14 protein-coding genes and 1 pseudogene are annotated in these 12,457 nt (G+C 38.3%); 5 read left to right on the forward strand and 10 right to left on the reverse strand.

All coding sequences use genetic code 11. The features are described 5' to 3' along the window. The first annotated feature begins 5 nt into the window (after nucleotides 1-5). Nucleotides 6-1,001, forward strand: coding sequence for a 2-hydroxyacid dehydrogenase (locus DV356_RS07640; RefSeq protein ID WP_005663181.1), 996 nt, complete (start codon nucleotides 6-8; stop codon nucleotides 999-1,001). Between the two features lie 119 nt (nucleotides 1,002-1,120). Then, nucleotides 1,121-1,444, forward strand: a complete 324-nt coding sequence (gene trxA, locus DV356_RS07645) for a thioredoxin (protein ID WP_005690977.1) — start codon at nucleotides 1,121-1,123, stop codon at nucleotides 1,442-1,444. Nucleotides 1,445-1,493: 49 nt separating this feature from the next. On the opposite strand, the gene DV356_RS07650 is transcribed toward trxA, so the two are convergent. The 4 genes and pseudogenes from DV356_RS07650 to DV356_RS07665 form a co-directional block, all read right to left on the reverse strand. Beyond that, nucleotides 1,494-1,748, reverse strand: a complete 255-nt coding sequence (locus DV356_RS07650; RefSeq protein WP_005693836.1) for a hypothetical protein — start codon at nucleotides 1,746-1,748, stop codon at nucleotides 1,494-1,496. After that, nucleotides 1,724-2,017: pseudogene (locus DV356_RS07655) on the reverse strand (acyl-CoA dehydrogenase family protein); the annotation flags it as partial. The pseudogene DV356_RS07655 and the gene DV356_RS07650, both read right to left, overlap by 25 nt. Nucleotides 2,018-2,246: 229 nt before the next feature. Beyond that, nucleotides 2,247-3,035, reverse strand: a complete 789-nt coding sequence (locus tag DV356_RS07660) for a TatD family hydrolase (RefSeq protein WP_038439590.1) — start codon at nucleotides 3,033-3,035, stop codon at nucleotides 2,247-2,249. A 54-nt stretch (nucleotides 3,036-3,089) separates the two neighbouring features. Continuing rightward, nucleotides 3,090-3,599 (reverse strand): peptidylprolyl isomerase, encoded by a 510-nt coding sequence (locus DV356_RS07665; protein ID WP_005690982.1) that lies wholly within the window; start codon nucleotides 3,597-3,599, stop codon nucleotides 3,090-3,092. 102 nt (nucleotides 3,600-3,701) lie between these two features. On the opposite strand from DV356_RS07665, the gene cysS reads away from it, so the two are divergent. Next, nucleotides 3,702-5,081, forward strand: coding sequence for a cysteine--tRNA ligase (gene cysS, locus DV356_RS07670; RefSeq protein WP_105894307.1), 1,380 nt, complete (start codon nucleotides 3,702-3,704; stop codon nucleotides 5,079-5,081). A gap of 160 nt (nucleotides 5,082-5,241) precedes the next feature. Here the strand turns inward: cysS and tesB are convergent, their stop codons facing one another. The 5 genes from tesB to nrdD all read right to left on the reverse strand — a co-directional run bounded on the left by tesB (nucleotide 5,242) and on the right by nrdD (nucleotide 10,748). After that, nucleotides 5,242-6,102, reverse strand: a complete 861-nt coding sequence (tesB, locus tag DV356_RS07675) for an acyl-CoA thioesterase II (RefSeq protein ID WP_014326554.1) — start codon at nucleotides 6,100-6,102, stop codon at nucleotides 5,242-5,244. 129 nt (nucleotides 6,103-6,231) lie between these two features. Further along, nucleotides 6,232-7,356 (reverse strand): M20/M25/M40 family metallo-hydrolase, encoded by a 1,125-nt coding sequence (locus DV356_RS07680; protein WP_005663200.1) that lies wholly within the window; start codon nucleotides 7,354-7,356, stop codon nucleotides 6,232-6,234. Between the two features lie 13 nt (nucleotides 7,357-7,369). Then, nucleotides 7,370-7,840 carry a YjiG family protein gene (locus tag DV356_RS07685; RefSeq protein ID WP_005663201.1) on the reverse strand — a complete coding sequence of 157 codons (471 nt, stop codon included), beginning with the start codon at nucleotides 7,838-7,840 and terminating at the stop codon, nucleotides 7,370-7,372. Between the two features lies 1 nt (nucleotide 7,841). After that, nucleotides 7,842-8,474, reverse strand: coding sequence for a nucleoside recognition domain-containing protein (locus DV356_RS07690; RefSeq protein ID WP_005649745.1), 633 nt, complete (start codon nucleotides 8,472-8,474; stop codon nucleotides 7,842-7,844). 150 nt (nucleotides 8,475-8,624) lie between these two features. After that, nucleotides 8,625-10,748: an anaerobic ribonucleoside-triphosphate reductase gene (gene nrdD, locus DV356_RS07695; RefSeq protein WP_005667966.1), complete on the reverse strand. Its 2,124-nt coding sequence runs from the start codon at nucleotides 10,746-10,748 to the stop codon at nucleotides 8,625-8,627. 280 nt (nucleotides 10,749-11,028) lie between these two features. On the opposite strand from nrdD, the gene DV356_RS07700 reads away from it, so the two are divergent. Then, a complete protein-coding gene (locus DV356_RS07700) occupies nucleotides 11,029-11,469 on the forward strand; it encodes an HI0074 family nucleotidyltransferase substrate-binding subunit (protein WP_118806765.1) in 441 nt (146 codons plus the stop codon). Further along, entirely contained in the window at nucleotides 11,462-11,806 is a 345-nt protein-coding gene (locus DV356_RS07705) for a nucleotidyltransferase family protein (protein ID WP_112102796.1), read from the forward strand. Before DV356_RS07700 ends, DV356_RS07705 begins: the two co-directional genes overlap by 8 nt. A 12-nt stretch (nucleotides 11,807-11,818) precedes the next feature. Here the strand turns inward: DV356_RS07705 and grpE are convergent, their stop codons facing one another. Beyond that, a complete protein-coding gene (grpE, locus tag DV356_RS07710; RefSeq protein WP_153066463.1) occupies nucleotides 11,819-12,415 on the reverse strand; it encodes a nucleotide exchange factor GrpE in 597 nt (198 codons plus the stop codon). Between the last annotated feature and the right edge of the window lie 42 nt (nucleotides 12,416-12,457).

The raw sequence follows: 12,457 nt of genomic DNA on the forward strand, positions 1-12,457 counted from the left end.
AAACCATGAAAATTGCAATCTATAGCACTAAAAGTTATGACAGAAAATATATTGAGCTCATTAATGCGAAATATAATTTCGATTTAGAATTTTTTGATTTTATGCTGAATGAGAGCACTGTGCGTTTGGCAGAACATTGCGAAGTAGTATGCATTTTCGTGAATGATAATGGTAGCCGAAAAGTATTAGAAAAATTAGCCGCACTTGGTGTGAAAATTGTGGCTTTGCGTTGTGCCGGCTTCAATAATGTTGATTTAAAAGCAGCTCAAGAATTAGGCATCCAAGTTGTCCGCGTTCCAGCTTATTCGCCTGAAGCGGTGGCGGAACATACCATCGGTTTGATGATGACACTGAATCGTCGAATTCATCGTGCTTATCAGCGTACCCGAGAAGCGAATTTCTCTCTTGAGGGGTTAATTGGTTTCAATATGTACGGACGCACAGTCGGCGTAATCGGAACAGGAAAAATCGGGATCGCAGTGATGCGAATTTTGAAAGGTTTTGGCATGAATATCTTGGCGTACGATCCTTTTAAAAATCCAGTGGTGGAAGAACTGGGGGGACAATATGTTGAATTAGATGAGCTTTATGCTAAATCTCATGTGATTACGCTTCATTGCCCAGCAACGCCAGAAAACTATCATTTATTAAATCGCGAGGCTTTTGCAAAAATGAAAGATGGCGTGATGATCGTTAATACGAGCCGTGGTTCTTTGATTGATACTCAAGCTGCAATTGATGCGTTAAAACAGCGCAAAATCGGTGCGTTAGGTATGGACGTTTATGAGAATGAGCGTGATTTATTCTTTGAAGATAAGTCCAACGAAGTGATTCAAGATGATATTTTCCGCCGTTTATCTTCTTGCCATAATGTATTGCTAACAGGTCACCAAGCGTTTTTAACCGAAGAAGCACTAACCAATATTGCAGACGTGACTTTATCAAACATTTATAAATTGAAATTGGGTAAAGTGTGTGAAAATATTGTTTTGCCGTCTTAGTTTTTGGCAATTAAAACGATTAGTTTACATTTTTTAAAACGGTGTTATTCTGCACCGCACTTGTAAGTTTAAAAAAAGCCCTTATATAGGGATTCCATTCACAAAATAAGGAAAACAAAATGAGCGAAGTATTACACATTAATGACGCAGATTTTGAAAGCGTTGTAGTTAATTCAGATATCCCCGTTTTATTAGACTTTTGGGCACCTTGGTGTGGTCCTTGCAAAATGATTGCTCCAGTGTTAGATGAACTTGCGCCTGAATTTTCTGGTAAAGTTAAAATCGTGAAAATGAATGTGGACGACAACCAAGCAACGCCAGCACAATTTGGTGTTCGTAGTATCCCAACATTATTATTGATTAAAAATGGTCAAGTTGTTGCAACTCAAGTTGGTGCATTACCAAAAACTCAATTGGCTAACTTCATTAACCAACATATTTAATCGTTGTTTAAAGCTATAAGTAACTTTAGCGCATTGATAAGATTGCCCCTTAATGGGGCAATTTTTTGTCTGAAATTTTGATATTTGCTCTGGTGGAAGGTAATTTAAGGCTTTTTCTGCGCGCAATCCAACGTTTTAATCCTTCCAAATCCATCATTTCTTTATGTTCTGGATTGTTGTAATCCATTTTGAACAAGGTTTCGGTGAATGCATTGGCTGAATTTAATTCACCGCCTACATGATCACCGTGCAAACCAACACCCACATCAAAGCGTTTTTCTACATAATCTTGACCAAATTCCAAGCCATGTTGATGTAAAAACTCGAATAGAAGTGAGTACCCGTGCCTAATTCACTATAGGCGAGTGCGGCAAAGGTTTTATTTTGAACAATGTCAGAAAAGATTTTTTGTTTGAGTTGATAGCTGCCGAATAGATTTAAACAATTCACTGCAACGTTACTCATCATATAACAGAGACCAGCAGAGGCTGAACTTTCAGCTAATGCCATACAGACTTCAGCGTGTTCTTTTAGGGTTAATCCCATTCTGCCGTATTCTTTTGGAATTAAAAGTGAAAACCAACCAGCTTTACCTAATTCCTTAAATGCCTCTTTTTTTGATCGAGTTCGTCGGCGTAAGGCTCAATAAACTGTTCCGCTAACTTTCTCACCTGAGTATAGATTTGCGACATAATATATCCTTATTGTGTGTTGAGAAAAACTTTCTACGAGGCGGATATTATTATGCCAGTTTCTTTTTTCTAGTATTTAATTCAAAATAATTTCAGTAATGTGACGTGGATCAAGAAAAAATCTGGCAAGCATTTTCCCATGTAAGTTTTTTAATCAATTCAGCAGGTTCATTTCTTAAGGTGCAAAGGGCTTTAAAACTTTCCACAATACATTCTGGTCGATTAGGTTGGCCTTGAAAACCAAATACAGGCATATCAGGACTGTCAGTTTCTAATACCAATGAATCAAGTGGTAGCTTTGCAATCGCTTGACGAGTTTTATTGGCTCGTTCATAAGTGATAGTGCCGCCAACTCCGATTTTATAGCCTAAATCAACAAAGCGTTTTGCTTGATCGTAACTTCCTGAAAAACCGTGTACCACGCCAAGTTTAGATAATGGAATACGTTTTAAAAAAGTAAAAATTTGATCATGGGTTTTTCGACTGTGAATATTGACGGGTAAATTAAATTGCTTTGCCAAATAAAGTTGGCTTTCAAAAAAATGACATTGCTTTGCCCAAAATTCATCGGTGAGCAAATCAGGAATCGCGCGTTCTAAACCAATTTCTGCCACTGCCGTGCAATTTGCATCACGATTTTTTAAGGCTTGTTCTAACAGAATCAAATCATTTTCGGCGTGTTCTTGAATATAAAGAGGATGGAGCCCAAGCCCATAGCACAAATTATCAGGAAAAAGTGCGGTCATATTTTGGATTGTTTTAAAATCAGCTTCTTTCACCGCCACAACCAGTATTTTTTGCACATCGGCTTGCTTAGCATTATCAATAAGCTGTGACAACGGTTCCCCAGTAAATTGTTGGAGATAATTAAGATGCGTGTGAGTGTCGAAGAAAGGCATGAGCATTTTCCTTTAGGTCGATAAAAAATGGCGGAATTCATCCGCCATTCACCATTATTCTACTGAAACCGATGTAATCACTACATCTTCAGTTGGAACATCTTGATGAAAGCCTTTGTTGCCTGTTTTCACTTTTTTGATTTTATCAACAACATCCATCCCTTCAACCACTTCACCAAATACTGCATAGCCCCATTCTTGAACGACTTCTCGACCAAACATTTCTTTTGAACGATAATTTAAGAAATCATTGTCTGCCACGTTAATGAAAAATTGTGCGGTCGCTGAATGTGGATCTGATGTGCGTGCCATTGCAATGGTTCCACGTTTGTTGCTTAAACGATTGTTCGCTTCATTTTGGATTGGTGCTTTGGTTGCTTTTTCACGCATACCGCTTTCCATACCACCCCCTTGAATCATAAAGCCATCAATAACACGGTGAAAAATTGTGTTATTATAAAAACCTTCTTTGCAGTAATTTAAGAAATTTTCTGCTGTAACTGGAGCTTTATCAAAATCCAATTTAATTTTAATGTCGCCAAAATTTGTGTGTAATGTAACCATTTTGTTTTCCCTCTAAAAAATTAAGGGTCGTATTATTCCACAATCGAGGTAAAAGTGCTATAAAAGTGCGGTTTGTTTTTATTTCATTTTACGAGCTTAAAAATGCTAAAAATTTTCAATACCTTAACGAGAGAAAAAGAAATCTTTAAACCTATCCACGAAAATAAAGTGGGAATGTATGTTTGTGGCGTTACTGTTTATGATTTGTGCCATATCGGTCATGGACGCACTTTTGTGTGTTTTGATGTGATTGCCCGTTATTTACGTTCTTTGGGTTACGATTTAACTTATGTGCGCAATATTACGGACGTAGATGACAAAATCATCAAACGTGCATTAGAAAACAAAGAAACCTGCGATCAGCTAGTGGATCGTATGGTGCAGGAAATGTATAAAGATTTTGATGCACTTAATGTATTACGCCCTGATTTTGAGCCTCGCGCAACCCATCATATTCCTGAAATTATTGAAATTGTGGAAAAATTGATTAAACGTGGACATGCTTATGTCGCGGATAATGGCGATGTGATGTTTGATGTAGAAAGCTTCAAAGAATATGGCAAATTATCTCGTCAAGATCTTGAGCAATTACAAGCTGGCGCACGTATTGAAATCAATGAAATCAAGAAAAATCCAATGGATTTCGTGCTTTGGAAAATGTCGAAAGAAAACGAACCAAGTTGGTCTTCCCCTTGGGGCGCAGGTCGTCCAGGTTGGCATATTGAATGTTCGGCTATGAACTGTAAACAGCTTGGCGAGCATTTTGATATTCACGGTGGTGGCTCTGATTTAATGTTCCCACACCACGAAAATGAAATTGCGCAATCTTGCTGTGCGCATGGTGGTCAATATGTGAATTATTGGATCCATTCTGGCATGATTATGGTGGATAAAGAAAAAATGTCGAAATCCCTCGGCAATTTCTTCACTATTCGTGATGTATTAAACCACTACAATGCAGAAGCAGTGCGTTATTTCTTATTAACGGCACATTATCGTAGCCAGCTCAATTATAGCGAAGAAAACTTGAATTTAGCACAAGGAGCGTTGGAACGTTTATACACGGCTTTACGCGGAACGGATCAAAGTGCGGTTGCTTTTGGCGGAGAAAATTTTGTGGCAACTTTCCGTGAAGCAATGGATGATGATTTTAATACGCCAAATGCACTTTCTGTTTTATTCGAAATGGCGCGTGAAATTAACAAATTAAAGACAGAAGATGTTGAGAAAGCCAATGGACTTGCCGCACGTTTGCGTGAATTGGGTGCGATTTTAGGATTACTTCAACAAGAACCAGAAAAATTCTTACAAGCGGGTTCTAACGATGATGAAGTGGCAAAAATTGAAGCACTGATTAAACAACGCAACAAAGCTCGTGCAGCTAAAGATTGGGCAGCTGCAGATGCTGCGCGTAATGAGCTTACCGCTATGGGGATCGTATTAGAAGATGGGCCGAATGGAACAACTTGGCGTAAGCAATAAATTCAAACGTTAAATCATTTCCATTAAAAAGACTAAGTTCAGAATGTAATAGAACTTAGTCTTTTTATTTTTTCATCATTTCTTAATGTGGGATTTCAAGGTTTGCGCGGTTTCAACCTGTTGCCAAAATTGTGTAATAAGTGCGGTCATTTTTTCTCTCTTATTCGTTAAAACGGATCAAACCTTCTTGTTGTGTTGTCGCGATTAATTGACCATCTTGCGAGAAAATTTGCCCGCGAGCTAAGCCTCGCCCTCCAAAGGCATTATTGCTTTCAATTGCGTGCAAATGCCAGTGATTTAAATCAAACGGACGATGGAACCAAATACTATGATCAATGGTTGCCACTTTCATTCCTTTTTGTAAAAAGCCTTTTTCGTGTGGATGAAGTGCGGTCAAAATACAGTGAAAATCGGAAAAATAAGCCAATAAACATTGCTGGATTTTTATATCAAGCGGCGTTTCACCATTGGTTTTAAACCAAGAATATTGCTCGGCTGGCAATTTTGTCCCGTTAAATGGGTTATTCAAATATTTGGTACGTACCTCAAATGGACGCTCTGCCGCAAATTTTTCATTGAGTGGTTCTGGCAAGGTTTGAGCCACTTTTTGTAGCATCACATTTTCATCTGTAAAGTCTTCAGGCGTGCCAACATTTGGCATTGAATTTTGATGTTCAAAACCTTTTTCTGGCACTTGGAAAGACGCGGTTACATGACAAATGGTATTTTTATGTTGAATGGCTTTTACGCGTAATGCAGAAAAGTTACGCCCTTCACGCAAGGTTTCCACATCGTAAATAATTGGATATTGGCTGTCTCCTGGAGCAAGAAAATAGGCATGACAAGAATGCAAAATACGATCTTCTAGCGCTACCTGCATTGCTGCAGATAACGCCTGTGCCACTACTTGCCCGCCAAATACTTGACGAAAACCTAAATCTTGGCTTTCACCACGAAAGATTAAATCATCAATTTTTTCAAGTTTAAGAAGATGAATGAGGTTATTGAGAATATCTGACATATTACTTTCCTTGAAGATACGATAAAAGTGCGGTTATTTTAGCGGAGATTTTGGGGAATGCCAAAGTTGGAATAAAAAATGCCTGCATGAATTAGCGTGCAGGCAATTGGCTTTATCGGGATATATGTGCTATTTCTTGAGTAGCGTATTAATCACGCTTACTACAAGATTGCATTTTGGCACAACGGAATCAACTTTTAAATATTCTGATTTGGCGTGCATATTGCCACCAGTTGGACCTAATCCATCAATGGTAGGGCAGCCTGACGAAGCTGCAATATTGCCATCGCTTAATCCTCCAGCATCAACCCATTTGATCGGAATATTTAATTGTTCACCAACTTGAGCAAATACTTTTTTGATCACAGGTAAGTATTTTTCATCAATCATCGGTGATTCTTCATTAATTAATGTTTTGGTTGATTTCACCCCTTCAACAAAAGGATGATTAAGTATGCGGTGTAAGTGTTCTTCAAAAAACGCTACAGATGATGTTTTTTTATAGCGCATTTCAATTTCTAGAGCCGCATAATCTGCAATCACATTATGCCCACTTCCACCATGTGTCATAGCGCAATTGAAAGTGTGTTCAAGTTCAAAATCATTGAGCTTGTAGAATTCCGTGATGAAATTAGCCGCTTCAACTAAGGCGGAGCGTCCTCGCTCTGGACAATTACCCGCGTGAGCAGCGACACCATGGAATTCAATTTTATAAGTAACCATGCCTTTCCGTGTAGAGACCATCGATCCATCTTCACGAGCTGGTTCCATAACAAAACAATAACGTGCTTTACGGGCATAATCACGAATACTGTCCTTGGCATAGAGCGATCCATTTTCTTCATGGGAATTAAGGTAAATCCCAATGTTATATCGAGATAAATCTAATTCTTGCGCAACATAAAAAGAAAGTAACGCACCAGATTTATCATCAATGACACCAAGCGCATTAATTCTATTGCCGTTTTGGGTAAAAGGCACCTCCTTACCCGTTCCGACAGGAAAAACCGTATCCATGTGTGCAATAAAAAGAATATCAAATTGTTCGGCATTTAAATTATTGCTAACAAATAATCCTTCAGCTACTTTTGGTGAAGTCATAGGGATGCGTTGATAACTTAATCCTTGTTTCTCCGCTTTTTTAATAAACCATTCAGCCACACGATTAACGCCTTCAATTGAATCAGTTGGGCTTTCAATTGACGTAATTTCTTTTAACTCACTTAAAAAGATTTCGAGTTCTTTATTATTCATGGTCTAACCCTCGTCAAACTAATACACGCATTAATAACATGGCTAAATAAGCATTCACAATACAGATGCCAAAAAGTACTAAGTAATGTTTACCTGGCACACCGAGTACACCAAGAACACGCCCCATATATTGTACGGTAGAACCTACTAATGCCATTCCTGGAATAAGAATAGCAATATGTTGGGCATTTAATATGCCCTCTTGCACAAGCGCAACAAGCACGCCTGCCGCACCGCCCCAGCTTAGGAAGGAGGCAAGGAATACAGCGATAGATTCTCCCGGCAAACCAAGGGGTAACATCACAAAGCCCACATATTCCCCTAATAATTTTAATAGTCCGGATACATTCAGAACATAGATAATTACAAATGCCATTAATACATTTGGAATGGTGCTATGGATTGCAATATTCCAGCCTTTACGCGCACCTTCAACAAAGATATCAGTGATTAATTTTGATTCAGATTTAACTTGCTCGCTCATACTACACCTCATTTTCTTTTACAAATTTTTTAACATAAAGTCGCATTAAATTTGCTCCAAATATTTTGAATATGAAAATAACGCCCAATGCCATAGCAATAGAGACCGGAGCAACAGCACCAGCTTTATCTGTAATTAATAAAAGCGGAGCAAAAGAAGCAAGGAAATTTGTTAAAAATGCACCAGCACTAAATTGAAAGGCGGAGAAAATAAGAAGTTCACGATGGGTGATTTGACCTTCATCATATAAAAATTTAGCCGTAGAACTACCTGCATCGGTACTTTGTGTACTCGCAATTAAGGAAATAGAGCAATTGCCAGGAATTCCCATTAAAGGTTTTAGTACTGGACTGAGCCATTTTGAGGCCGCAACGAGCGCACTATAATGCTCAAAAATAGCAACAAAACCTAACGCTAACATTACGCTTGGCACTAAGGTGAGTGCAAAAAGAAAACCGCCCTTTGCACTTGTACCACCAGATGTTTTTAACCATTCGGGAAATTGCCCAGTTAATTTACTAAAGTCGAAAATTCCCCCAAGGAAATCTTTAGCGAATCCACCAAAAAAGATGATGGCGCATATCAGTGATAATGTGCCAATGACAAGGGGTTTAGTATCGATGTCTTTCTTCATATAACACTCCGTTATTGATTGAATAATAAAGCCTGACTGGAGTGTACGATAAAATAAATCATAAAACAGTGATGAATATCACAATATGAAAAGTGCGGTCGAAAATTTTTATATTTTGGATCGCACTTGGGAATTTAGTTTTGATGAGAATTAAAGATGTTTCACTCTCCGCTTCACTTCTTCCTGTTTTCCCGCATTAAATGGGCGGGCATCAGGGCTGCCTAGATAGCCACATACGCGGCGAGTGACAGACACTTTTGTGCTATCGTGATTGCCACATTTCGGGCAAACAAAGCCTTTACTGGTACATTCAAATTCACCAGTGAAACCACATTCATAACATTCGTCAATCGGTGTGTTTGTGCCGTAGTAAGGCACGCGATCGTAGCTATAATCCCACACATCTTCCAATGCTTTTAAGTTGTGTTGAATATTTGGATATTCGCCGTAGCAAATAAAACCGCCGCTAGCGAGTGGGGGATATGCCATTTCGAAATCCAGTTTATCGTAAGGATTCACTTTCTTTTCTACATCTAAGTGGTAACTATTTGTGTAGTAGCCTTTATCCGTTACTCCTTCAATCACGCCAAATTTTTTGGTGTCTAGACGGCAGAAGCGGTCGCATAAGTTTTCGCTTGGCGTGGAGTAAAGGCTGAAGGCATAGCCAGTTTCTTTTTGCCAGCGTTTTACAGCCTCGCTAAGGTGGCGAACAATAGCAATGCCTTTTTCGCGTAATTGCTCATCATCAAAAATATGCCCTTTGTTATATAGCGCATTAATTGTTTCGTGAATACCGATATAGCCGAGCGAAATAGAGGCACGTCCATTTTTGAAAATTTGTGCCACATTTTCATCCGCTTTTAACCGAACTCCGCATGCGCCTTCCATATAAAGAATGGGGGCAACGCGAGCTTTGGTATTCTCAAGGCGGGCAACTCGCGTCATTAATGCTTTTTTCGCAATAGCTAAACGTTCATCTAAAGTGCGGTAGAAATCTTCTTCGTTTTTAGACTCCAACGCGATACGCGGTAAATTCAAACTCACCACACCAAGATTATTACGCCCATCATGAATTTCATGTCCGTCTTCTTCGTATGCACCTAAAAAGCTACGGCATCCCATCGGGGCTTTAAAAGAGCCCGTGACTTTGACAACTTGATCATAATTGAGAATATCTGGATACATACGTTTTGATGCACATTCCAATGCGAGTTGTTTGATATCGTAATTTGGATCGCCTTTAGTTTGATTCAAGCCTTTTTTAATAGTGAAAACAAGTTTTGGAAATACTGGCGTTTTATGATTTTTTCCGAGTCCACGAATACGATTTTTTAAAATAGCTTGCTGAATTAAGCGGGATTGCCAGCTTGTACCTAAACCAAAACCAAAGGTCACAAATGGTGTTTGCCCATTTGAAGTATGTAGTGTATTAACTTCATATTCTAAGGATTGGAAGGCATCGAAACATTCTTTTTCAATCAATGCTTTGGCATAACCTTCAACATCAGGCACGTTCCATTCTTGGGCATGTTTGAGATGTTTTTCGTAACTGATTTGCACATAAGGGGAAAGCACTTCATCAATACGATTAATGGTTGTGCCACCGTAAATATGGCTGGCAACTTGGGCGATAATTTGTGCTGTCACTGCCGTTGCGGTGCCGATAGATTTAGGGGGTTCGATTTCCGCATTGCCCATTTTGAAACCACGAGAAAGCATCCCTTCTAAATCAACTAACATACAGTTAAACATTGGAAAGAACGGCGCGTAATCTAAATCGTGATAATGAATTTCACCTTTTTCGTGAGCCTCTACCACATCGCGTGGAAGAATATGGTGCTTGGCATAATGTTTTGCCACAATTCCAGCAAGCAAATCTCGTTGCGTTGGAATCACTTTCGCGTCTTTATTGGCGTTTTCATTAAGTAATTCTACGTTGCTTTGTTCAATCAAGCCTTCAATTTCTTTTGTCAGCTGACTACGTTTTTCTCGCGCTAAATCACGATCATGACGATATTCGATATACGCACGAGCAACCTCAGGATAACGACTTGCCATCAATTTATCTTCAACGATTTTTTGAATCTGATTAATATCAATCTCGCCTTGATGACGGGTGAAAATTTCATTCCCTACTTCTTGCCCAATTTGGTGGCAATAAAATTCATCGGAAATATTGACCGCACTTGCGGCTTTTTTAATGGCATTAATGATACGTTGAATCTCAAACTCCGCACGAGAACCATCGCGCTTGATGACCCCAAAGTTACTCATGATATAGCTCCAATATATAGTGTTTTTGAAATGCGGATTGCACTATATATAGATCTAAAAAGATAATCAACACACAATATGTAGTGTTTTAGACCTTTTTGTCGTAAGATAATTTTGTTAAAGATTGATTTTATTAGAAAAATATCACATTAAGTTGTTGAGAGCTTTTCTCAAATATTTTTGATTTTGTGATCAATATCACAATGTTTACTTTTGGGGTTATAGGTTTTGAGAAAAAATAGTCTATGGTAAAATAGATGAGTATTTAACAGAGGTAAAAATGATGACTGATAAGCTAAATTTAAATGTATTAGATGCTGCATTTTATTCGTTAGAGCAAACCGTAGTACAAATTTCAGACAGAAATTGGTTTGATATGCAACCCTCTATTGTACAAGATACCTTAATTGCAGGTGCAATTCAGAAATTTGAATTTGTTTATGAGTTAAGTTTAAAAATGATGAAACGCCAACTTCAACAAGATGCAATTAATACCAATGATATTGGGGCTTATGGATTTAAGGATATTTTGCGAGAAGCATTGAGATTTGGTTTGATTGAAGATATGTCAAAATGGGTTGTTTATCGTGATATGCGTAATATTACATCACATACTTATGATCAGGAAAAAGCCATGGCTGTTTATGCACAAATTGATGATTTTTTAATAGAAAGTAGTTTCCTATTGGAACAATTACGTCAGAGAAATCAATATGACTAGTTTTGCACAGCTTGATATAAAATCTGAAGAATTGGCGATTGTGAAAACTATTTTACAACAATTAGTACCTGATTATACCGTGTGGGCTTTTGGTTCTCGTGTAAAGGGAAAAGCAAAAAAATATTCCGATCTTGATCTTGCGATTATTTCTGAGGAACCTTTAGATTTTTTAGCGCGTGATAGATTAAAGGAAGCTTTTTCTGAATCAGATTTACCGTGGCGCGTTGATCTTCTAGATTGGGCTACAACGAGCGAGGATTTTAGGGAAATTATCCGAAAAGTTTATGTTGTTATTCAGGAAAAAGAAAAAACGGCCGAAAAACCGACCGCTCTTTAGACCAAATGTAAATTAAGCGGCCACCATAACCATCGCTGGGCGAATGACTCGACCATTTAAGGTGTAGCCTTTTTGCAATACGACGCTAATTTGATTGGTTTCAAATCCTTCAGCAGGTTGCATTGAAATGGCTTGATGTAAATCAGGATTAAATGCTTCACCGACAACTCCGACAGCTTCTACACCAAAACGACTAACGGTTGAAACTAATTCTTTTAAGGTCAGTTCTACGCCGTCAAATAAGGCTTTTACGCTTTCATTTTCTTTATTTGCTGGAGTGGCAAGTGCACGCTCTAGGTTATCGATAGTATTCAAAATGTCTTTTGAGAATTTTTCCACTGCGAATTTATGTGCTTTTTCTACGTCTTGTTCAGTACGACGACGAAGATTTTCAATTTCAGCACGAGAGCGAAGTAAAATATCCTGTTCTTTGTTTGCCGCTTCTTCTATTTGAGTTTTTAGCAGCTCTTCAAGTTCTTGCACTCGGGCAATTGCTTCTTCTAAAGGATCAAGTTCTTGAGAAGACTCTGTTTGTTGTGTTTCTTCCACAACAGAGTCTTCTTGCTTTTCTACTTCTGGGGTTTCAATTTTTTGTTCTTGTTCTGACATTTTTTTCTCCGTAAATACAAAATTCGCCATAGTCGTTAGCTA

Source organism: Haemophilus influenzae (genome assembly GCF_003494325.1).
Classification (GTDB): domain Bacteria; phylum Pseudomonadota; class Gammaproteobacteria; order Enterobacterales; family Pasteurellaceae; genus Haemophilus; species Haemophilus influenzae_I.

Excerpts from the sequence above, each read along its gene's own strand:
- DV356_RS07640 (WP_005663181.1), top strand. The coding sequence starts at position 6 with ATGAAAATTGCAATCTATAGCACTAAAAGTTATGACAGAAAATATATT.
- trxA (WP_005690977.1), top strand. The coding sequence starts at position 1,121 with ATGAGCGAAGTATTACACATTAATGACGCAGATTTTGAAAGCGTTGTA.
- DV356_RS07660 (WP_038439590.1), bottom strand. The coding sequence starts at position 3,035 with ATGCCTTTCTTCGACACTCACACGCATCTTAATTATCTCCAACAATTT.
- DV356_RS07665 (WP_005690982.1), bottom strand. The coding sequence starts at position 3,599 with ATGGTTACATTACACACAAATTTTGGCGACATTAAAATTAAATTGGAT.
- cysS (WP_105894307.1), top strand. The coding sequence starts at position 3,702 with ATGCTAAAAATTTTCAATACCTTAACGAGAGAAAAAGAAATCTTTAAA.
- tesB (WP_014326554.1), bottom strand. The coding sequence starts at position 6,102 with ATGTCAGATATTCTCAATAACCTCATTCATCTTCTTAAACTTGAAAAA.
- DV356_RS07680 (WP_005663200.1), bottom strand. The coding sequence starts at position 7,356 with ATGAATAATAAAGAACTCGAAATCTTTTTAAGTGAGTTAAAAGAAATT.
- DV356_RS07685 (WP_005663201.1), bottom strand. The coding sequence starts at position 7,840 with ATGAGCGAGCAAGTTAAATCTGAATCAAAATTAATCACTGATATCTTT.
- DV356_RS07690 (WP_005649745.1), bottom strand. The coding sequence starts at position 8,474 with ATGAAGAAAGACATCGATACTAAACCCCTTGTCATTGGCACATTATCA.
- nrdD (WP_005667966.1), bottom strand. The coding sequence starts at position 10,748 with ATGAGTAACTTTGGGGTCATCAAGCGCGATGGTTCTCGTGCGGAGTTT.
- DV356_RS07700 (WP_118806765.1), top strand. The coding sequence starts at position 11,029 with ATGATGACTGATAAGCTAAATTTAAATGTATTAGATGCTGCATTTTAT.
- DV356_RS07705 (WP_112102796.1), top strand. The coding sequence starts at position 11,462 with ATGACTAGTTTTGCACAGCTTGATATAAAATCTGAAGAATTGGCGATT.
- grpE (WP_153066463.1), bottom strand. The coding sequence starts at position 12,415 with ATGTCAGAACAAGAACAAAAAATTGAAACCCCAGAAGTAGAAAAGCAA.